20 protein-coding genes are annotated in these 21059 nt (G+C 47.9%); 3 read left to right on the top strand and 17 right to left on the bottom strand.

Going from position 1 to position 21059, the window contains the following annotated elements; genetic code table 11:
• Window positions 1–79 precede the first annotated feature (79 nt).
• The 11 genes from smc to MKZ13_RS11165 form a co-directional block, all read right to left on the bottom strand.
• Entirely contained in the window at window positions 80–3649 is a 3570-nt protein-coding gene (gene smc, locus MKZ13_RS11215) for a chromosome segregation protein SMC (RefSeq protein ID WP_221824201.1), read from the bottom strand.
• Window positions 3650–4058: 409 nt separating this feature from the next.
• On the bottom strand, window positions 4059–4763 hold the full coding sequence (gene rnc, locus MKZ13_RS11210; RefSeq protein ID WP_036670338.1) for a ribonuclease III: 705 nt from the start codon (window positions 4761–4763) through the stop codon (window positions 4059–4061).
• A 13-nt stretch (window positions 4764–4776) separates the two neighbouring features.
• Window positions 4777–6015, bottom strand: a complete 1239-nt coding sequence (gene fabF / locus MKZ13_RS11205; protein ID WP_062833763.1) for a beta-ketoacyl-ACP synthase II — start codon at window positions 6013–6015, stop codon at window positions 4777–4779.
• A 177-nt stretch (window positions 6016–6192) separates the two neighbouring features.
• The gene (acpP, locus tag MKZ13_RS11200) at window positions 6193–6426 is read right to left on the bottom strand and encodes an acyl carrier protein (RefSeq protein WP_024630176.1); all 234 of its coding nucleotides are present in this window, start codon (window positions 6424–6426) and stop codon (window positions 6193–6195) included.
• A gap of 152 nt (window positions 6427–6578) precedes the next feature.
• Window positions 6579–7328, bottom strand: a complete 750-nt coding sequence (fabG, locus tag MKZ13_RS11195) for a 3-oxoacyl-[acyl-carrier-protein] reductase (protein ID WP_017689228.1) — start codon at window positions 7326–7328, stop codon at window positions 6579–6581.
• Window positions 7329–7474: 146 nt separating this feature from the next.
• A complete protein-coding gene (gene fabD / locus MKZ13_RS11190) occupies window positions 7475–8416 on the bottom strand; it encodes an ACP S-malonyltransferase (protein ID WP_221824202.1) in 942 nt (313 codons plus the stop codon).
• 25 nt (window positions 8417–8441) lie between these two features.
• On the bottom strand, window positions 8442–9431 hold the full coding sequence (locus MKZ13_RS11185; RefSeq protein WP_091034990.1) for a beta-ketoacyl-ACP synthase III: 990 nt from the start codon (window positions 9429–9431) through the stop codon (window positions 8442–8444).
• Window positions 9432–9439: 8 nt separating this feature from the next.
• Entirely contained in the window at window positions 9440–10435 is a 996-nt protein-coding gene (gene plsX, locus MKZ13_RS11180; RefSeq protein ID WP_047842458.1) for a phosphate acyltransferase PlsX, read from the bottom strand.
• Complete coding sequence (fapR, locus tag MKZ13_RS11175) at window positions 10432–10980, bottom strand: transcription factor FapR (protein WP_047842457.1); 549 nt, start codon at window positions 10978–10980, stop codon at window positions 10432–10434. The genes plsX and fapR overlap by 4 nt, the downstream gene beginning before the upstream one ends.
• Window positions 10981–11352: 372 nt before the next feature.
• Window positions 11353–11526, bottom strand: a complete 174-nt coding sequence (gene rpmF / locus MKZ13_RS11170; RefSeq protein WP_017689233.1) for a 50S ribosomal protein L32 — start codon at window positions 11524–11526, stop codon at window positions 11353–11355.
• Window positions 11527–11715: 189 nt separating this feature from the next.
• Window positions 11716–12222 (bottom strand): DUF177 domain-containing protein, encoded by a 507-nt coding sequence (locus tag MKZ13_RS11165; protein ID WP_221824203.1) that lies wholly within the window; start codon window positions 12220–12222, stop codon window positions 11716–11718.
• Between the two features lie 462 nt (window positions 12223–12684).
• On the opposite strand from MKZ13_RS11165, the gene hmpA reads away from it, so the two are divergent.
• Window positions 12685–13920 carry an NO-inducible flavohemoprotein gene (gene hmpA, locus MKZ13_RS11160; protein ID WP_221824204.1) on the top strand — a complete coding sequence of 412 codons (1236 nt, stop codon included), beginning with the start codon at window positions 12685–12687 and terminating at the stop codon, window positions 13918–13920.
• 274 nt (window positions 13921–14194) lie between these two features.
• Window positions 14195–15427: a nucleotidyltransferase gene (locus MKZ13_RS11155; RefSeq protein ID WP_339184014.1), complete on the top strand. Its 1233-nt coding sequence runs from the start codon at window positions 14195–14197 to the stop codon at window positions 15425–15427.
• A gap of 282 nt (window positions 15428–15709) precedes the next feature.
• On the opposite strand, the gene MKZ13_RS11150 is transcribed toward MKZ13_RS11155, so the two are convergent.
• On the bottom strand, window positions 15710–16750 hold the full coding sequence (locus MKZ13_RS11150) for a SepM family pheromone-processing serine protease (RefSeq protein WP_221824206.1): 1041 nt from the start codon (window positions 16748–16750) through the stop codon (window positions 15710–15712).
• Window positions 16751–16982: 232 nt separating this feature from the next.
• Here MKZ13_RS11150 and MKZ13_RS11145 point away from each other — a divergent pair, with 232 nt between their 5' ends.
• A complete protein-coding gene (locus tag MKZ13_RS11145; RefSeq protein WP_221824207.1) occupies window positions 16983–18311 on the top strand; it encodes a nucleoside recognition domain-containing protein in 1329 nt (442 codons plus the stop codon).
• Here the strand turns inward: MKZ13_RS11145 and coaD are convergent.
• The 5 genes from coaD to MKZ13_RS11120 form a co-directional block, all read right to left on the bottom strand.
• Window positions 18289–18795 (bottom strand): pantetheine-phosphate adenylyltransferase, encoded by a 507-nt coding sequence (gene coaD, locus MKZ13_RS11140; RefSeq protein WP_085981453.1) that lies wholly within the window; start codon window positions 18793–18795, stop codon window positions 18289–18291. The genes MKZ13_RS11145 and coaD overlap by 23 nt on opposite strands.
• Before the next feature lies 1 nt (window position 18796).
• Entirely contained in the window at window positions 18797–19405 is a 609-nt protein-coding gene (gene rsmD / locus MKZ13_RS11135) for a 16S rRNA (guanine(966)-N(2))-methyltransferase RsmD (RefSeq protein ID WP_036609474.1), read from the bottom strand.
• Between the two features lie 302 nt (window positions 19406–19707).
• Complete coding sequence (locus MKZ13_RS11130; RefSeq protein WP_221824208.1) at window positions 19708–20142, bottom strand: hypothetical protein; 435 nt, start codon at window positions 20140–20142, stop codon at window positions 19708–19710.
• Window positions 20143–20269: 127 nt separating this feature from the next.
• Window positions 20270–20518, bottom strand: coding sequence for a hypothetical protein (locus MKZ13_RS11125; protein WP_339184009.1), 249 nt, complete (start codon window positions 20516–20518; stop codon window positions 20270–20272).
• A gap of 143 nt (window positions 20519–20661) precedes the next feature.
• Window positions 20662–20967, bottom strand: a complete 306-nt coding sequence (locus MKZ13_RS11120; RefSeq protein WP_017689244.1) for a hypothetical protein — start codon at window positions 20965–20967, stop codon at window positions 20662–20664.
• Window positions 20968–21059: the final 92 nt, after the last annotated feature.

Below are 21059 nucleotides of genomic sequence, written 5' to 3'. Positions count from 1 at the left end.
GCGCTTTTGCAAAAATGCTCAATCAGAATGATTTTCAATGATTACAATGAGTTCGTTTGTCTCGCAGGTTTGGATCAGATCAGGCAATTACTGCTTCCTCATCTTCCAGTTTAACCGAAACGAGCTTGGATACTCCGCCCTCTTCCATTGTAACACCGTACAGCACATCTGCCTCTTCCATCGTACCTTTACGATGGGTAACAACGATAAACTGTGTCTGTTCGGAGAATTCACGCAAGTACTGGGCAAAACGTACCACGTTAGCTTCGTCCAGTGCTGCTTCTACTTCATCCAGCACGCAGAATGGTACAGGTTTGACATGCAGAATGGCAAATAATAAAGCCATCGCCGTCAAAGCTCGCTCCCCACCGGATAACAGTTGCAGGTTTTGCAGTTTCTTGCCTGGTGGCTGAGCCACAATATCTATTCCCGTTTCAAGCAAGCGCTCCGGGTCCATCAGAACAAGGTCAGCACGTCCCCCGCCAAACAGCTTGCTAAACACGGTACCAAACTCACGGCGGATGGCATCAAACGTGATCTTGAATCGCTTCGCCATCTCGTCTTCCATTTCCCGAATAACCTGATACAACGTTGTTTTAGCTTCCACCAGGTCATTCTTCTGTTCACTCAGGAACTCGTATCGCTCATTGACTCGCTGGAACTCCTCAATCGCTCCCAGGTTCACATCACCCAGGGCCGATATACTGCGCTTCAGCTTCTGTACCTCTGCCTGTGTATGCTCCACGTCTTCCGGCACAGGATAACGCTCTTTGGCCAGTTCATAGCCCAGTTCGTATTCATCCGTCAGTTTTCGAAGTATATTTTCCAGCTCAACATCCAGCCGGTTCACGGAAATTTCCGTCTGTCGCATCTGCTCTTCCACAGCTTTTAACTGCGTGCGCTGTTCCTTCGTTTCGCTCTCGGCAAGCTCAAGCTTCTTCGACAACTCACTTCGGGCAGCACGTTTGAAGTCCAGCTCCTGGGAAGCTTCCGCTTTTTTCAGCTTGTACTGGTTCAGATCTTCAATCTGCTTAACACTCTCGGTCTGTGTTTTCTTGAGATCTGCTTCCATCGAAGCCAGCAACGTGCGATTCTGACGAAGATCTTTCACCAACGACTCCACTTCCCGCTCCAAACGTCGCAATTGTTCTCCATTGGAGAATCGCTCCTGATCAAGCTTGCCTTCGCGCACTTTCAATTCGGTGAGTTGGCTCTGCAATTCTTCCTTCGCGGATTCATTGGCTTTCCGAGCAAACTCAGCTGCATGAATGGCACGATGGGTCGCTTTTTCTTCCTCTTCAAGCTGCTCCAGCTTCTTCACAGCGACGATACGAGCCGTATCCAGCTCTTTGATCTCTTCGGTGAAGCCGCTCTTCTCCTGCCCGGCAACGGCAACCTGTTCAAGCACATGGCGAAGCTCATGCTCTACCTGCTTCATTTCCATCGAAGCCTGCTGTTCTGCATTTCGGGTATCGTCACCGGACTGACGAAGTTCATCCAGTTTGTCCTGACACTGCTCCAGTTGAACTTTTACATCATCCACACTGCGATGCAGTTTCACGATCTGATTTTCGGTATCCAAAATATCCTGGTCGAGCTGGTCCAGCTGCCGTTTCCGACTGAGCAGACTCACATTTTTCTTGTGCTGGCTACCACCCGTCATGGAACCACCGGCATTGACCACATCACCTTCAAGGGTCACGACACGGAAACGATACTGGCAACGAGCCGCAATTTTATTGGCAACCTCCAGCGTTTCGGCAATAATAACATTACCGAGCAAGCTGCCAATGATCGAAGCGTACTTGGATTCGAATTGTACAAGATCAGCACCGATCCCCACAAAACCCTCCATACCTTCGATCATGGAACGTTCAGCCGCTCCAATGGCACGAGGACGAATGACATCCAGAGGCAGGAACGTTGCACGCCCCAACTGGCGTTGCTTCAGGAAAGCGATTGCCTGTCTGGAAACTGATTCATTTTCCATGACCACATGCTGCAAGGATGCTCCCATTGCAGTCTCTACGGCAAGTTCGATCTTCTCGGGAACTTTAACAAGTTCAGCCACAGCTCCATGAACACCATTGAGCGTACCTTTACGTGAAGCCTTCAGGACCTCCTTGACACCCAGCATGAATCCGTCAAAATCATCCTGCATCTCTTTCATCGTATCGCGGCGGGAGACTTGAGCTTCACGCTTCTGTTCCCATTTACGGACCGTGCCTCGACTTTCTTCGAGCAGCTTCTGCAACGACTGAAGTCGTTCACTTTCCGTAATGTAACCACCACGCAGATCACTGATTTCTTTGCCCAAACGAACAACTTTTTTCTCAATGTCCGCTTTGCGACTTTCCAGTGTCTCTTTCTGATCTTCCCATTTGCCTGATTCTTCAGCCGCGCGATTCATCCTGCGCTCCAGCGTTTCTTTCTGCTGATCCACATAACGAATTTCATTTCGTGTCTGAGCCATCTGATTCATCAGTTCCAGCAAATTGCCTTTGAGGCTTTCCTCTTGCTGTTGACTAATGCCACCTGTAACACCGATGAGTTTGGCTTCTTCCTGAGACAACTGATTTCTCACATCATTCAGTTCATGCTCAAGCTTGCCAAACTTCTCACGCAGTGCAAGCAGCTCCGTTTCCCGTTCGCGATGTCTCTCTTCACTGGCGGCAAGCGTTACTTTGAGCTGCTCCTGATTCGTTTGCAGATGGTGTGAGCGCTCCTTGAGCAATTCCCCAAGCCCTTCACTTTTCTCAGTCGCTTCACTGAATTGCAATAAAGCGGCTTGCAGTTGCTCTGTCTCTGTTTCCAGGATACGCAGCGCATTCCGATCATTTTCCAGCTTGGCATCATGCGTAGAGACAATCGCTGCGAGTCCAACCTCTTCCTGCTTCAGGGATTGCAGTCGCTCATTCGCCTTACTCCAGGACGCATGGATCTGTTCGATCTGGTACACATACATGGAAATTTCCTGTGATTTGAGCTGTGAACGAAGTTCCTTATAATGGATCGCTTTCTCCGATTGTTCCTTTAGCGGTCCAATCTGATCTTCCAGTTCAGTCACCAGATCATGAATCCGCAGCAAATTCTGCTCTGTCTCATCCAGTTTGCGCGTCGCATCCCGCTTGCGGGATTTATATTTAACGATACCTGAAGCTTCTTCAAAGATGCCTCTGCGATCCTCTGAACGGGTACTCAGAATCTCTTCGATTCGCCCCTGTCCAATAATCGAGTAGGCTTCCTTACCGATGCCGGTATCCATAAACAACTCCGTAATATCCTTCAAACGACAAGATTGCTTGTTAATAAAATATTCACTATCTCCGCTGCGATGTACACGACGAGTCACCGTCACTTCACCAAAATCCAATGCAAGTGCGTGATCCTCGTTATCAAGTGTTAGCGACACCTCACCGAAATTAACGGCCTTCCGTGCGTCACTGCCTGCAAAGATGATATCTTCCATCTTGCCACCACGCAGCGACTTGGCACTCTGTTCCCCCAGAACCCAACGGATTCCGTCCGATATATTACTCTTGCCACTTCCGTTCGGACCTACAACAGCCGTAATGCCACGAACGAATTCCATCTCCGTTTTGTCGGCGAATGACTTGAATCCACCCAATTCAATCCGTTTTAAAAACATAGGGTTTCTCGTCACCTCCTCTTGCAAATTTCAAGTATTGCATTCAAGCGCTAAATAAATTGAACAATTGTCATTACACATGATCACTCCAATTGCAGTACCATCCTCCGATCGCTCTTATCCCCAGATTTTCTTGATTCCCTTATCCAAGGGAAAAATCCGTTGATAAATGCAGAGCATATGCTTCCGATGTAGCTTTCTTTCAGAAAGCTTTTAGCTTCGCTTCTTCAGATTGGTTCTGCACTCTTCGTTTTGTGTAAAATAAGATTCAACTTATGAGTTAACGATCAGGCAAACTCCCCCTGAACCTCTTTACAAAAAAAAGAGCAAAAAGCAGTCCGGCCGATTACTTCCGCCGGGGCGGACCCGCGGGCTGCTCTTTGCTCTTCGTTTGTCTATGCGCTATCGGTTAAGCTCCGGCTTCCGGAAGCTTCAGTCGATCAAGTGCTGCAGATGCAGCCTGTTGTTCCGCTTCCTTTTTGGAACGTCCTGTACCTCTGCCAAGCCGTTCTTGACCCATATGGACCTCCGAGACAAACTCACGTTCATGGGCAGGTCCCCGTTCCTCAACGATACGGTATTCCAAAGCTCCCATATTGTGATGCTGAGTAAGTTCCTGCAGTTCCGTTTTGTAATCACTCATTTGCAGCTTGCTGCCCAATACGATTAATGGGAAGACATGCTGGTCGAGAAATGTCCGGACAGGCGCAAGCCCCTGATCCAGATACAATGCACCAATGAAAGATTCAAACACATCTGCCAGCAGAGCCGGCCGTGTCCGTCCTCCAGTTAGTTCCTCACCTTTACCAAGAAGTACATACTGCCCAAAACCCAACGCTTCAGCAAATTTGACGAGGGAAGGCTCACAGACAATGGATGCCCGCAGCTTAGTTAATTCACCTTCCGGACGGTTAGGATACAAATGATACAAGTACTCCGATACAGTCAGTTCCAGCACGGCATCGCCCAGAAACTCCAGACGCTCGTTGTCCTGATGCTGACTGAACCGGTGTTCGTTTACATAAGAAGCATGGGTAAACGCTTGTTTTAAAAGCTGCCTGTTGTCAAATTTGATTTGAAGTTTATGTTGTAACTGCTTCAGATCTTCACTCAAACGAACTAGCCCCTTATGCTTCAAATTTTTTGAGAATAATGGTGGCATTGTGACCGCCGAATCCAAATGAATTGGACATGGCAATATTAACTTTGGTTTGACGTGGAACATTTGGTACATAATCCAGATCACATTCTGGGTCCTGATTTTCCAGGTTAATCGTTGGAGCCAGTGTCTGATGTGTCAGTGACAATCCGCAGATGACCGCTTCTACACCACCAGCAGCGCCAAGCATGTGGCCCGTCATGGATTTAGTGGAACTCACGGCGAGCTTGTACGCATGATCACCAAACGCCTTTTTGATTGCAAGCGTTTCGGATCTGTCGCCTACAGGCGTCGAAGTTCCGTGTGCATTAATGTAGTCTACTTCTTCAGGCTCAATACCCGCATTACGAAGTGCCATCTTCATGCAACGTGCTGCTCCGTCCGGATCTGGTTCTGTCATGTGATGTGCATCACCTGTCAGACCGTAACCGATCACTTCACCATAAATGCGTGCACCACGTTTTTGAGCATGCTCCAGGGATTCCAGAATCAGAACACCAGCGCCTTCGCCCATAACAAAACCATCACGTTCTGTATCAAAAGGACGACTTGACTTCGCAGGATCATCATTACGTGTAGACATTGCGCGCATCGCACAGAACCCTGCAAGACCCGTTGGTCTGATTGTTGCTTCCGCACCACCACAGATCATGGCATCTGCATCACCATTCGCAATCAGCTTGAAGGAATCTCCGATGGAGTGTGTACCTGTTGCACAAGCAGTAACAACATTAATGTTAGGACCTTTGGCACCAAGAGAAATGGACATTTGGCCTGAAGCCATGTTGGAGATCATCATGGGAATAAAGAATGGGCTTACCCGTTTTGGACCTTTTTGCAACAATGCGTTATGTTGGTCCTCCCACGTACCCAATCCACCAATACCTGATCCGATGGATACACCGAATCGCTCTGCATCAATATTCTCGTTAATTTTCAGACCACTGTCTTCAACGGCTTTGAAGCCGGCTGCCACAGCGAACTGTACAAAACGGTCCATTTTGCGAGCATCCTTGCGATCCATATATTCTTCCGGGTTGAAATCCTTGATCTCGGCTGCAATCTGTGTCGTGTATTCACTAACATCAAACGCCTCAATCTGAGAAATTCCGGACTTTCCTGCCATTAAACTGCCCCAGAACGTTTCCAAATCTTTTCCGAGCGATGTCATTACGCCCATTCCGGTAATTACTACTCTTTGTTTCAAACCGAGTCACCTCTATATCGACTGCATTACGCAAGTATTTTGTGGGAATATCCGCAAACAGGCATCTATTCAACCAAGATAGGCCTGTTTGAGTAGAGCTGCTTGCGGAATGAGAAAAACCAATGAATGATGAGAAGTCCCGCCTGTTCGAAAACATGTGCGGGACTAAAAATGACTTTAGGTATGAGATTGTATGTAGTTTACAACTTCACCTACGGTCGTGATTTTTTCTGCATCTTCATCAGAGATTTCCAAATCAAATTCATCTTCCAATTCCATGACCAATTCCACTACATCCAAAGAATCAGCACCCAAATCTTCTTTGAAAGATGCTTCAAGTGTAACTTCAGCTTCGTCTGCGCCCAAGCGGTCGACGACGATGCGTTTTACACGCTCCAATACATCGGACATCCGGTTCACCTCCTTCTTTGGTATTATACGAGAATCGCAGGCAAAATGCCATAGAAGACATATGCGGCTCCCGGCCGGGGAACCCGGCCTTTTTCCGGCATTTCGGATCGTCCAGCGCCTGTTCCCCGACTATTGTTCAAGTCCGGGAAGAATTACATGTACATGCCACCATCGACATGCAGCGTCTGCCCTGTCATATAAGATGAAGCCTGTGAAGCCAGGAAAGTGACTACACCGGCGATTTCATCCGGCTGACCCAAACGGGACAACGGAATACCACTTAGCATACCGTCCACCAGCTCCTGGGACAACTCTTTTGTCATATCTGTCTCAATGAAACCTGGTGCAACACAGTTAACTGTGATTCCACGAGAAGCCAGTTCACGAGCAGATGCCTTTGTCAGCCCAATGACTCCTGCTTTGGCAGCAACATAGTTTGCTTGTCCAGCATTACCGAGCACACCTACAACCGAGGAGATATTGATAATTCTTCCCGACCGTTGTTTCATCATTGGACGTGTAACCGCCTTAAGGCAGTTAAACACACCTTTAAGATTGGTTTCAATAACCTGATCGAATTCTTCCTCTTTCATACGCATGATCAGATTATCACGGGTAATACCGGCATTGTTCACCAGAATATCAACGTTTCCCCATGCTTCGAGTGTAGCTTTGACCATTTGTTCAGCTTCATCCATCAGGCCAACATTGGCTTGAAGTGTAATCGCTTTGACTCCTTTGGCACGAATCGCTTCCGCCACTTCCTCAGCTGCCGCTTGACTACCCGCATAATTCACGGCTACGTTCGCTCCAGCTTCAGCAAGTGCCAGTGCAATACTGCGCCCAATGCCCCGGGATGCCCCGGTAACGAGTGCATTTTTACCTTCTAATGGTTTAGACATAATCATTCCTCCTTTCCCCAAATCTATATCAGTTCAACCAAAGAATGTTTACACTTGCCACTCCGATGACAGAATAACCTTCCGATCGCTGTTATCCCCAGATTTTTTCTGTCCTCTCCGTTCTCATGTAAAAAGTTTAGTTTAACTCATATAACTCCTTCTAATTCACTTGCCGTTGCTTCGAGCGTTTCAATACTGTTCACATTGTACAATTTTACGGTTTTATCTGTTTTTTTAATCAAACCGGTCAATACACTGCCAGATCCAATCTCGATGAACGTATCCACGCCTTGCTCAATAAGCCATGTCACACTGTCTTCCCATAATACAGGAGAATAGACCTGAGCTGTCAACAAATCCTGAACCTGTCCATCCTCTGCAGGTCTTGCAGTCACATTAGCGACTACAGGGACCGCTGCCGGTGAGAACGTAACGGTTTTCAGTTTCTCTGCCAGCTTCTCAGCTGCACCCTTCATCAATGAAGAGTGGAACGGACCGCTTACTTCCAATGCAATGGCGCGTTTACCGCCTGCTTCTTTCACTCGTCCCGCGACAGCAGCTACGCCCTCCTTCACACCAGAAATGACGATTTGTCCCGGACAATTAATATTGGCAAGTTCAACCGCATGACCACTTTCAGATACGTCACGGCAAAGCACCCCCAGCGCTTCCCGATCCGCACCCAACACAGCAGCCATCGCTCCTTGTCCACCTGGTACTGCCTGTTCCATATACTGACCACGTGCCCGTACAGTGCTCACTGCGTCAGCAAACGAAAGAACGCCCGCTGCCACCAGTGCACTGTATTCTCCCAGACTGTGTCCAGCCGTATAGTCAGGCTGAATTCCTTTTTCTTTGAAAGCTTCAAGCAAGGCAATACTTGCTGTCAACAGAGCCGGTTGTGTATTTGATGTCTGTTTCAACTCGGTCTCCGGTCCTTCAAATACAAGGTTGCTCAGCGAGAAACCCAATGTTTCATCTGCTGTGCGAAAAATTTCAGTTGCCGCAGGCACGGACTCATACGCGTCCTTGGCCATGCCTACAGCCTGTGATCCCTGTCCGGGAAATACAAATGCTATTTTACCCATCTCATTCATCTCCCAGATGTCTATTTTACCAAACGAGTACCGATGCACCCCATGTCAAACCGCCACCGAATCCAACCATCAGAACGGTATCTCCGGCTTTCATGCGACCTTCCTCCGCAGCTTCTACCAGAGCAAGCGGGATGGAAGCTGCCGATGTGTTTGCATACTTATCCACGTTGACTACAACCTTTTCTTCAGGAAGTTCAAGTCGTTGCATCGCAGATTGGATAATCCGAATATTCGCTTGGTGAGGAACAAACAGATCCACATCCGTACGCTCCATGCCAGCCTTGCGTAATACCTCAATGGTAGCCGTCCCCATGACACGTACCGCAAACTTGAACACTTCACGACCGTTCATGTAGATGTAATGTTTTTTATTTTCAACGGTCTCTGCGGAAGCAGGCAGACGGGAACCGCCGCCTTCCATCTGAAGAAGACTACCGCCAGCACCTTCGGCACCGAGATCGAATGCTTTGAAGCCGCGACCTTCCGGAACTTCACCAACGACTACCGCGCCTGCTCCATCACCAAAAAGGACACATGTGTTGCGGTCTGTATAATCCGTAATGCGAGACAAGCAGTCTGCACCAATAACAAGTGCATTGTTGTACATACCGCTTTGGATGAAGCTCGTAGCACTAGCCAAACCGTATACAAATCCGGAACAAGCAGCCGACAGATCAAATGCCGCGGCACCTTTTGCACCCAATTTGTCCTGCAAGATGCAAGCTGTCGATGGGAACGAAGAATCCGGGGTAATGGTTGCAACAATAATCAGATCAAGATCACTGCCTGTCATGCCTGCAGATTCAAGGGCTTTAATAGCCGCTTCGTATGCCAGATCAGAAGTTGCCTGATCGGGTGCAGCGATGTGACGCTCTTTGATTCCAGTACGACTGACGATCCACTCGTCATTGGTATCGACCATTTTCTCCAGATCGCTATTTGTCAAAATTTTCTCAGGCACATATTTCCCTGTACCAATAACCCCTACTGGGCGCAAATTATTCATATCGTCACTCACTTCCCGCTAATTTCCTTAGATATGCTCTCTACCAGCTGATTCTGCACTGCAATCCGAGCTTGACGCACAGCATTTTTGATGGCATTGCCATCAGCAGATCCATGACTTTTCACAACCAGTCTACTCAAACCAAGGAGTGGCGCTCCGCCATGCTCCGTATAATCCAGCTTACGTTTCAACCCACGCAGCTCAGGCATTAGTACAGCTGCAGCCAGTTTACTTTTGAGAGAAGATGAGAATTGTTCCTTAAGCAAGGCGAAAATGGCACCTGCTGTGCCCTCTAGCGATTTCAGCAGGATATTCCCTGCAAAACCGTCACATACAAGCACATCACAAGCACCAGTCAGCACATCACGTGCCTCAACATTACCGACAAACCGAATTGGGAGTTGTTCCAGTAAAGGGTATGCATGTTTGGTTAACTCATTTCCCTTGCCTGGCTCTGTTCCTACATTGAGCAAGCCCACTCGTGGGGACTCAATGCCCTGTACTTTTTGCCGATACAAACTGCCCATCAGGCCATATTGTGCAAGGTGCTCCGGTTTGGCATCCATATTCGCTCCTAGATCCAGCGCAAGCACACCTACATCATCAATCGTTGGAATCATAGGCGCAAGCGCCGGACGTTCAATGCCTGCCATGCGACCTACAACAAGCAAACCCGCTGTCATGAGCGCTCCAGTATTGCCCGCCGAGATCATCGCGTCCGCTTCGCCCTCTTTCAGCATACGGCCTGCGACCACCATGGAGGCATCCTTTTTGCGACGCACTGCTTTGACGGGTTCATCATCCGAACCAATAACTTCGGAAGCATGCCGGACCGTAAGATTGGCAGGTCTAACACCTGACTGACTCAAAAGAGGTTCCAGCTTGGCTTCATCGCCGATCAGGACGATCTGTGTATCCGCCCATTCCGTGGCTGCGGCAATCGCACCTTCTACCGTTGATGCAGGTGCATTGTCGCCTCCCATGGCATCAATGACGATTTTCATTCCAAATGACCTCCTTCTCCGCTGTCTTCTCCACCTGAATGGTAGATTACAAAGTTGCCTTGAAACACCATTTCTTCACCTACATAAGTGAATACTTCCACTTTGGCTTTGCCCTTTTGACCCGGAATCGATCTCACATAAGCCTTTGCAATACATTTCTCTCCCAAATGAACCGAACGGACAAAGCGAATGTCTGCTGATGCAGTCAACGCGATCTCGTCATTAATAATCGCTACAGCCAAGGAGTTAGCCTGTGCAAAGACATAGTGTCCACGTGCAATGCCTGTTCTGGAAAACACGTGTTCTTCCTTAATCTCAAACAGGGAAATCCCGCTTTTATCCAGCTGTAGATCCACAATATCACCGATAATCTCATGCAAGGGCAACGAGCGTACCTGATCATACGAGAGCTCTGCCATCAGTTTCATGCGTTCCCGAAGTTCAGGTATTCCAAGTTCCAGCCTGTCAAGACGAATCGTCTGAATACTCACCTTCAATTGGCGTGTAAGTTCCTGATCCGTCACAAACGGGTTCTCTTCTATCATTTTGGTTAACTGCTGTTGCCTCTGTCTCTTCGGTACACGTTCGATGCCTGACACCCCCCGCTGTATCGTTTACGGAACCGTCCCGTCCGGCCAGTTCAACCATTCTTTCGTGTTGCTTCTATAGTTGCATCCCTGGTCACCAGGGTCGTTCTCAAACGGATTATGGTTCATCTATATGTAACGTCAAATCTTAGAACCTGGTACTAAACTATAGTATATCTCATCCCGTATCAAAAAGAAAGACTGGCCTAACAAAAACAATACACCCCTGTGAAGCACGGATTTCATGCCTGCCAACTCCCTCTATAGCCACCCTCTAATCCAAAAAAAGTAGCACCTCATCGAAATGAAGTGCTACTTAATGTCCAACTATTATTGAGAGATGATCTCTCTTGCTTTGTACGTTCCGCACACTTTGCACACGTGGTGACTAAGTTTAAGTTCGCCACATTGTTCACATTTCACCATGCCCGGTACAGCCAATTTAAAGTGAGTGCGACGTTTGTCGCGACGCGTCTTGGACGTTCTCCGTTGAGGTACTGCCATTATTCCCACCTCCTTATCAAAATCAACCTTTGCAGGTAGTTAGTATTTTGCATAATTCGATCTATACGCTTACGGGAACAAAATATGGACGAACTGAACCATTTCGATCCAATATTTTGCTGATTGAAAGTCGCTCTTTTGATTTATGCAAAATACCGCGTTGTTACAATGTTCGATTTTCAATCATGCTCATTTAAAAAAATCCTTGAGCCCTGCAAGCCGCGGATCGATAACCTGGTTATCACAACCGCAGTCACCTTCGTTCAGCTCATGGCCACACTTGGGGCATAACCCTTTGCATGTATCGCTGCATAGCGGTATAAACGGAAGATCCAGCAGAAAAGCTTCCTCAGCATAACCCTTCAGATCAACGCTATCTCCATCCACATAGAGCGTATCATCGTCTTCGTGTAATCCCTCTGGCTGTTTTCCCTGCTTGAATTGCTCATGAAAATCAATATGAAAATGTTCATTGATCGGCTTGAGACAACGGGAGCACAACATGTCCACTCCTATGGTCAGCTTGCCATGAACATCCACAACGTCACCTTCTCTGAATTCTGCAGATAAATCCGCAGTCAGCGGGGTAACGGCTGTGATATCTTGTCGGTTAGAAACCAGTTCCTTGATATCCCACTGTTCGTTAAACTTCAGCGGGCCATCACTGGTAGCCACTTTGCGAAATGGCATTAACATTTCCATCACTCCAAACGAAACCAATTTCATAATTCGTATCAAACGTATCACGACAGTTATACAGGTCAAGCCTTCTTTTGTAAAGCAGTAAATCCTGACTGTATGTATTCTGACGCTTCATCGTTAAAAGTATTATGAAATTGACTTAACAAACAAAAATCATTATACCGATTTTTCAAGACGTTTGTCAACACTTTTAACTTTACACCCTTTTTAAAACCAATGGCTCAGAACCGTTTACTCCATCTGGTCTATTATAGACTCACTTCAAGATAAACTACAAGTCGTCATTTTAGTTGTAGTTCCTTGCAAACATCGGTCACATTTCGTTAACGTTTAGTGTGATCTATATCACACAGACCTACTTGCTCCCTATCTATACTTGCTATAAACCGAGGCACGATCAGCTCCATGACCGATTTATTATCCAACTATTTCATATCATATCGGGAGGGAAAATATATGTTAAATGAGCACACAATTAGAATCATTAAATCTACAGTCCCCGTACTTGAAGTCCACGGCGAAGCGATCACACGCCACTTCTACGAAACGATGTTCACAGCTCATCCGGAACTGCTGAATATTTTCAATCATACAAATCAGAAACAGGGGCGGCAGCAAGCCGCCCTCGCCAATATGGTGTACACCGCCGCCCTTCATATCGATAATCTGTCCTCCATCTTGCCTGCCGTCCGGCAAGTTGCACATAAACATCGCAGCCTGGGTATCGTTCCCGAGCAATATGCGATTGTCGGCACCTATCTGCTTCAAGCCATCAAAGATGTGCTTGGAGATGCGGCAACGGATGAAATTATCACGGCGTGGGGCGAAGCCTATAATGTCATTGCAGGCGCCTTTATCGGGATCGAACAGGATATGTATACAGAAGCGAAAAACCAGACAGGTGGCTGGGAAGGATTCCGGACATTCAAAGTTGCCAAGAAAGTTCAGGAAAGCGAAGTCATCACGTCCTTTTATCTCGTTCCAGCCGATGGTCAGTCCATTGCCAGTTATGAACCGGGACAATACATCAGCATCAAAATCCAGCCAGAGGCACAGTCATTTACCCAGATTCGTCAGTATAGCCTTTCAGATGCCCCGGGTAAACCCCACTATCGCATTTCCGTTAAGCGTGAACGAGGTGTGTTAGAGCGCCCTGACGGAGTTATCTCGACGTATCTACACGATCACATTGAAGAAGGCAGTCAGGTGGAGATATCCGCTCCTGCTGGCGACTTCACGCTAAATGCAGACGATCAACGACCTGTTGTTCTCCTGAGTGGTGGTGTCGGTCTAACGCCCATGATCAGCATGTTAAATACGCTGGTTAACTTGAACGATAACCGTGCAATTACATTTTTACATGCAAGTCCGAATGGTCAATCTCACGCCTTCCGTGATCATGTGAACAGTCTGGCCGAACGTAATCAGGGCGTTAAAGCTTATTATTGTTATACTCAACCTGAGGGTTCTGATCGTACGAACAATCACTTTCATAAGGAAGGTTATATGGATGCGGCCTGGCTTCGTCAAGTGATCGATGAACTGGATTCCACTTATTATCTGTGCGGACCCGTTTCGTTCATGCGGGCAGTGTATACGGAGCTTCAGGCGCTTGGTGTTGCAGCGGACAACATTCATTATGAATTTTTCGGGCCCAAAGCAAGTCTTTCTCCCGCACCGGAAAGTGTCTAAACGTTGTGAAATGTGATTAGCTCCTAATGTATAAGTGTATAGGTACGTGTCCTATCCTGCTGATTTATCAAGGTGAAGAGGACGTTCGTCGATTATCAAAAATGTGTACTATACAATAGATTTGCAGGCACACAGTCTGACATCCGTTGATGTTGGATTTGTGCCTTTTTCTTGTCTGAATTGGTGCATGATTTGATCTAATACATGACATCCCCTATGATGGAATGGATGTTATACATACTCGGTTATCCAATCGAAAGGAGGACGTCTAATCATGAAAGCCGTAGGCGTCATTGTTGAATATAACCCCTTGCACAATGGGCATGTTTATCATTTGCAGGAAGCTCGGCGGCTAAGCGGCGCAGACGCCGTTGTTGCGGTCATGAGCGGCCCTTTTCTCCAGCGTGGCGAACCCGCCATCGTAGGTAAAAGGGCACGCACCGAGATGGCGCTGCACGCAGGCGCCGATCTCGTGCTTGAACTGCCGGTTGCCTACGCGGTCCAACCGGCCGAGTGGTTTGCCTTCGGTGCGGTCTCGCTGCTGCACCGCACCGGCATTGTGGACTCGCTCTGCTTTGGCAGCGAGTCCGGCGACCTGGACAGCCTGCAGCGCATTGCGCGCGTGCTGGCTGTGGAGCCCGCAGGGATGCGCGAGGACATCGCGCGCCGCCTGCGGGAAGGCGCCAGCTACCCCGCCGCGTACGCAGGCGCGGCGGCGGCGCTAGCGCCCGGCGGCGTCGATGCTCACGACGCCGCTGCACTGCTGGAGCAGCCCAACAATTCGCTTGGGCTGCACTACCTGATCGCGCTGCAACGACTTGGCAGCGCGATCCAGCCCTTTACGGCGGCGCGTACCGGTGCCGCGTATCATGAGGCGACGCCCGGGCCGGGGGCGATCGCCAGTGCTACAGCCGTCCGCCGCCTGCTGATGGCGGACGGACCCGATGCCGCCGCACCATACGTGCCGGCGACAACCCTTGCCATTCTGCATCGCGAATGGCAAGAAGGGCGCGCCCCCATACACTGGGAGCGCTTTGCACAGCCGCTGTTGCACCTTGCGGCCACCCGCCGTGCCTCTGAGCTGGAACGCATCACCGAAGTCACAGAAGGCCTGGAACACCGGCTGAGCCGTGCACTCGCTCAGCTCCCGGAGCCTTCAGTCGAAACACTCCTGAATGCACTGAAGACCAAACGTTATACACGCACCAAACTCCAGCGTATGCTCGCACACCTGCTCCTGAATCACACCAAAGCCGAGTGTTCACCAGAGCAATTGGCTGCCGGACCCGGATATCTCCGAGTCCTCGGATTTAATACTCAAGGACAGAGCCTGCTTAAACGAATGAAGAAGACTGCATCGCTTCCTGTTGTGCTGAAACCGTCGACGTTCACACACAATCAACTTGAACTGGATATACAAGCTCAGGTTGCGTATGGGCTCGCTTGCGAGCATAGGGACACACGGAGGATGTTCAGTGACTACTATGAGTCGCCTGTGAGACTGTAAACCGCTTTTGACCATAAGGCTTCATCTCTATGGAGCTTTTTATTCCATCATCAAACAGATCAGTGATATCCACTATTCGACACTCAACTATACAATTTCAAAAAATCCCCTTGCTGCACGCCACTCAGGCACCTCGCAACAAGGGGATTTCCTTATTAACTTCTGTTGATCTTCTCAATCTCTTGATCACACTTCATTCCACTGTAATCAATTATTCGAATTCATCCGTACTTTATCCATCCGGTTCAACGCTGGCTCGATCTCTTCCCGCTCGATGATAACCTATGATTTCACGGACAAGGTTTTCAGGTAAGCCAGCGCATCTTCCACCGTGCTCACAGGCACAAGTTTCATTTTGGTGCCAATCTGTTCAGCCTTGGCTGCTGCTTCCTTATAGTTATCCTTCGGCACAAAGAAAATCTCGGCTTCTTTTCGGTCAGCGGCTACAATCTTGTGCACTACACCGCCAATGGCACCCACCACACCATCCTTGGTAATGGTACCTGTACCCGCAATTCGATGCCCCTTGGTCAGATCTCCAGGTGTTAACTGGTTATAGATCTCCAGCGTAAACATCAAGCCGGCAGACGGACCACCAACCTGAGTATCTGTGAAAGAGATCTGTTTGTTCGGGTCTTCAGCTTTCACCTTCTGAACCGCACCGATCATTACTCCGAGTCCCGAGCGGGCTTCACCCGTTTTACTGTCTTTTACCTGAATCAGTTTCACGTCCCGGCTAATGGTCTCCCCACCACGTTCCAGTTGCATTTCGACCGTATCTCCGACTTTTTTATCTTTTAACTGGGCAGAAAGCACCGTATTATCCGGCGTAGCTGTTCCATTCACTCCCAGAATAATATCGCCCGGAGCAATATCTCCTTCCGGTTTTGGGTCTTCGGACAATCCAAATACAAAGATATGTTCAGGTACAATAGAGTACGTCACACCAGCCTGCTCATATGCAGCCTCCATTGCGGAGGATTGTGAGTCACTCATGAACCACACCTGTTCGGCAGAGTATTCCGCTTCGCTTTTGCCGCGCAGTCGGTCTTCCTTTTTATCCACTTGAGCATTTTTATTGAACAGAGAGGTTCCTAGCAAAAACACATTGGCATATGTTGCCGACACGGTTGTCATCATGAACACACCGCGTTCTTCCTGGTCTCCACCCTTAACGGTTACCATTGGTTTTACTTCATCTGCACTGCCAGGCATATATATGATATACGGCGTTGGCATGTACACGGCAACATAGACGACCAGAGCCACCACGATCACAAAGATCGAAGCTCTGAATCCGCCAGATTTCCGAATCCGATTCATCGCATGAGCCTCCGTTCTTTGTATCTCTATAATAAGCGATCGTAATTCCATCCTGTTTAATCATTTTTTTCAAGTCTAACACTCTGGTCCTTGTGCATACAATGGTACAGGCCGGATAGGCCGCTGTATACAAAATCCTGTCCGGTCAAGGCCGAACCGCCCTTCGGGCGTTATTCGGCCGTCCATAATGATTAAGATGCCGAATCGGCGTTATCTGATATGAGGTGAAACGATGACATTACAGAGCGAGGTTAGAGATTCTGGCCCGTTGCGAACGATAATCCTAAGTACTGGCGCTTTAATGTTGGTCATTGCGGTAGTTGCTTCCCCCAAAGAAGCGTTTGATGCCTCTATTCAAGGTCTGGATATATGGTGGAAAATCATCTTCCCTGCCATGCTCCCGTTCCTCATGTTATCCCAAATGCTCACTGCGTTTGGCTTCACCCACGCGATCGGCGCCTTGCTTGGACCGTTAATGCAACGCTGGTTCAGACTTCCAGGCAACGCAGGTCTGGCGATTGCCGTAGGCATGTGCGGCGGATTTCCCGCAGGAGCAGATGCGGTATCCCGTTTATTTCAGGATAGACAAATTACCGCCAAGCAGGCGGTTGTCCTTGCGGCGGCATCTCATTTTGCCAATCCAATGATGATCATTTTGGTCGTTGGTGCTGCTTTTCTCCACCAGCCAGCGGCCGGATATTTTCTACTCGTGGTCCACTGGATCAGCGGCTGGATTGCTGTCATTCTTGCCACACGTCTCCTGCCTGCACCTGGTAACCAGACAAACAAGGTTGGCTCAACAGCCGTACAAGCAGATAACAGCTCTCTTGATTCTCAGCCTGCAAATTCCACAAGTCGCTCATCTGCACCGAACCACGCAACGTTCAAACGACGCAGTATATGGTCCGATATGATGATTGCAGCCAGGGAAGCCCATCGTCGTGATGGAAGGGGATTTGGCAAACTGTTAGGTGACACCGTATCCCAAGCTGTGCAGACCTTGATGATGACTGGAGGATACATGATCGGTTTTGCCGTGTTTATCCGGCTGGTCTCCCTTTATCTGACGCCCGGGTCCTCTGCTGCGCTGTGGCCAGCTTTCTTTGAGCTTCATCTGGGCACCTATCATTTGAGCCAGACTTCACTTACACCCATGCTGCTCATGTCTCTACTTGCAGCCGTTCTGGGATGGGGTGGTTTATGTTCCCATCTGCAAGTCTCTGCTGTCCTGAAAACAACTGGTCCGGGCACCAAATCGATGTTGTACTTTGCTGGAGTTCGCCTGACTCATGGCTTAATCGCCTTTTTTATCAGTCTGTTCCTATGGATGCCGTTCAGCCGTTATAGCACAGAAGTCTGGACCACATTACAGACGAATGCAGAGCAGAACCTCACGACACCATTCGGTTGGCTATTCATACATAGTCCAGGTAACACATACACGATCAACACCATTTGGAGTGTCTTCCCTGTTGCATGCATGGGTCTTGCGTTACTTCTTGCAGTCATGGTTAGTCTATCCGGTCTTACCTTCTGGTTTAACCGCCGGTTTTCTCGCTGATTTTCTGACGGAGCGCAGCTTCCACTTCAGGTGAGACAAGATCTGTAACATCTCCATGATAATGAGCAATTTCTTTGACGATGCTGGAACTTAAATAGGAATATTTGGGATTTGTCATCATAAATATGGTTTCCGCATCTGGGTTCAACTTGCTATTGGTCGATGCCAATTGCAACTCATATTCAAAATCAGTTACCGAGCGTATACCGCGGACGATGACCTGAGCTTCCTTTTGCCGGACGTAATTGGCTGTCAGATCGCGGAAACTGTCCACCTCCACATTGGGTAGATGGCGGGTTACTTCCGTAATCAGTTCTTTGCGTTCCTCCACCGTAAACAGCGGATTTTTGCTCATATTGTTCAACACAGCCACAATGACGCGATCAAATTGCTTCGACGCTCTGGCGATAATATCCAGATGTCCCATCGTTACGGGATCAAAACTTCCAGGATATACGGCGATCCGTTCCTGTCGATGTATCATTTCAGTCATGAGGAGCCTCCTCTTCCGGTGTAATGGATTCTCCATCTTCAACTGCTTCAGGCGCATAATAATAGATGGATACTGCCGTCTCCCCATACAAAGCCTTGCGCGTTTGTTCAAACGGGCCGAATTGCTCAGGGTAATCATGTTTGGATTCATATTCAAGCACGATGGTTGCTTCGGGTTCCAGAAGCTCCAGTTCGTGCATGGTCAGCATTAACTCGTGCCCATTCTTCATGCGATATGGAGGGTCGAGAAACACCAGATCAAACGTTGTGCCTCGTTTTGCGAGTGCCTTCAACGCACGACCTGCATCATTACGATATACGGCCGCCTGGTCTTCCAGCTTGGTCGCCTTCAGATTCATGCGGATAACTTCAATACTTTTTGATTCCAAATCAACAAAAACAGCCTTGTCCATGCCGCGGCTCAGCGCCTCAATACCGAGACCTCCACTGCCTGCAAACAGATCCAATGCTGTGCCGCCCTCAAAATAAGGACCAACCATGCTAAATAACGCTTCCTTCACCTTGTCGGTGGTTGGCCGCGTACCCGTGCCAGGAACAGCCTTCAGCGGCCTGCCTTTTGCACTCCCAGATACCACTCTCACTTGACGAGTCACCTTTTCTCTATGTAAGTTTATTGATACGACTATCGTACCACATTCGGGTTCAGTTTGAAAAATGTGCGGTCTTCATTTCCCTTGGAAAATTGTTGACGAATTGTTGACGCATATGTATAAAAAGGAAACAATCGGGCGATTCTATAATTATCGACATCACAAGTGTCGTAGACAACCGCGGAGAAGACTTACGTTTCCCCATAAGCTCTTCGTCCGGTTTCTCCTCTCCCATGAAAAAGAAGCTCTCGAAAGAGAGCTTCTTTTTGTTGTTTATGTTTTCATTTATTTTGCTAGTTATACTTTTCTTCAAATTCACTTATTTCGGCTTCCTCTTCGGTCTGCAACCATCCAATCTCCCTCAGCCACATGCCCATATCTGCAATAAATTCATTTGTGTTTAGATGTTCAATCTTGTATTTCTGTATCTTTTCACTTAAAAAAACATAAAACTCATGGCTTAACACATACCGTTGTTTGCTTTTGCTTAATGTCTTATACCGATCCTCGCTGACCACCAGATCAAAATAGATGACATTCTCCTTCTTCACATGTCTGACCGTCGACTTCCGCTCATATTCTTCAGGAAGACACCTGAAAACAAAGAAGAGTTCAATATCGACTATTTTATATTTGCTTTCTGCTTTATCAAAAACAGGCTGCAACTCATCCGAAAGATTGGCAACTTGCGTTAAACCTGAAGTGTCAGTTGATTGGCCCAGAATCATCACTAAACTCCTCCTTGTTCATTTTCACCATTCATAATGAAACTGAAAAAGGTTGACTAGTGATGTAATCTCCGTCAACCTTTCCTATGTTCATCCTTCTTGTGCCTCATCCCAACGTAGCAAGACCTTACGAGTTCAGCTCTCGATGTTTTCGATTGGAGAGTCGCAAATTAATCAATGGAATGATGAGTACAACAACCGGTAAGAGAAGATTTATTGAACCATTCTTAATCATCATGAAGGTAATAAACAACACGGCGAGCCAAGTCATAATCTCCGTCATTTCATATTTGGTTAACGTCAGTTTGAATGCTTTTTTCGAAATGAAACGAATTAAGAAATATGCGATCAAGCTATAGAACAGGATCATTCCCAAGATGGCAACAAGGATTATGAGGTACATATCCACCATAAAAATCTCACCCGACCCTTATATCTTTTTCCTTAATTTTACCATATAAGCAATAGGGTGTCATTCCTAATTCCGAACCAGCGTCTCTTCAAGCTGGCAATCTACGTTTACTTCTCTTCAACAACAATCGTTGCATTATAGATCACAACACGTTTCCCATTGAGATCAAATAATACTTTATTCCCGTATTCCGTATCTTCCACGTCAATTTTGCCATCATAGGTCTGAATCAATTCACCGTTATTGCTGTACACTTTAACAACCCTCTCCAGGCCACCCGAGTTATTGGACCTCATCGTTTTGAGTGCACGTTCACCTGAAGCGGTATTGAAATACCATATGAAACATCCAACTATGATGCCCAAGAAGACCAACACCGTCACCCATATACCTGTCTTTGCTTTTTTACTCATCTTGACCCCCCCCTTATGTTTCCTGTCTCGTACATTACGAGGTTGGAGAGAGAACGGTTTCATACAAAGCCTCTCAAGCTGTTCATTGACAT

Source organism: Paenibacillus sp. FSL R5-0701 (assembly GCF_037973995.1).
In the GTDB taxonomy this organism is placed as follows: Bacteria; Bacillota; Bacilli; order Paenibacillales; family Paenibacillaceae; genus Paenibacillus.
This window is presented reverse-complemented; position numbering and strand designations above follow the sequence as displayed.

Bases quoted from the DNA above. Each gene is read 5' to 3' on its own strand.
- fabG (WP_017689228.1), bottom strand. From the start codon at position 7,328: ATGTCTAAACCATTAGAAGGTAAAAATGCACTCGTTACCGGGGCATCC.
- smc (WP_221824201.1), bottom strand. From the start codon at position 3,649: ATGTTTTTAAAACGGATTGAATTGGGTGGATTCAAGTCATTCGCCGAC.
- coaD (WP_085981453.1), bottom strand. From the start codon at position 18,795: ATGATACATCGACAGGAACGGATCGCCGTATATCCTGGAAGTTTTGAT.
- fapR (WP_047842457.1), bottom strand. From the start codon at position 10,980: ATGATAGAAGAGAACCCGTTTGTGACGGATCAGGAACTTACACGCCAA.
- plsX (WP_047842458.1), bottom strand. From the start codon at position 10,435: ATGAAAATCGTCATTGATGCCATGGGAGGCGACAATGCACCTGCATCA.
- hmpA (WP_221824204.1), top strand. From the start codon at position 12,685: ATGTTAAATGAGCACACAATTAGAATCATTAAATCTACAGTCCCCGTA.
- MKZ13_RS11185 (WP_091034990.1), bottom strand. From the start codon at position 9,431: ATGAATAATTTGCGCCCAGTAGGGGTTATTGGTACAGGGAAATATGTG.
- rpmF (WP_017689233.1), bottom strand. From the start codon at position 11,526: ATGGCAGTACCTCAACGGAGAACGTCCAAGACGCGTCGCGACAAACGT.
- MKZ13_RS11130 (WP_221824208.1), bottom strand. From the start codon at position 20,142: ATGATTCTGGGCCAATCAACTGACACTTCAGGTTTAACGCAAGTTGCC.
- acpP (WP_024630176.1), bottom strand. From the start codon at position 6,426: ATGTCCGATGTATTGGAGCGTGTAAAACGCATCGTCGTCGACCGCTTG.
- fabD (WP_221824202.1), bottom strand. From the start codon at position 8,416: ATGGGTAAAATAGCATTTGTATTTCCCGGACAGGGATCACAGGCTGTA.
- MKZ13_RS11155 (WP_339184014.1), top strand. From the start codon at position 14,195: ATGAAAGCCGTAGGCGTCATTGTTGAATATAACCCCTTGCACAATGGG.
- MKZ13_RS11145 (WP_221824207.1), top strand. From the start codon at position 16,983: ATGACATTACAGAGCGAGGTTAGAGATTCTGGCCCGTTGCGAACGATA.
- MKZ13_RS11150 (WP_221824206.1), bottom strand. From the start codon at position 16,750: ATGAATCGGATTCGGAAATCTGGCGGATTCAGAGCTTCGATCTTTGTG.
- MKZ13_RS11165 (WP_221824203.1), bottom strand. From the start codon at position 12,222: ATGTTAATGCCATTTCGCAAAGTGGCTACCAGTGATGGCCCGCTGAAG.
- MKZ13_RS11120 (WP_017689244.1), bottom strand. From the start codon at position 20,967: ATGAGTAAAAAAGCAAAGACAGGTATATGGGTGACGGTGTTGGTCTTC.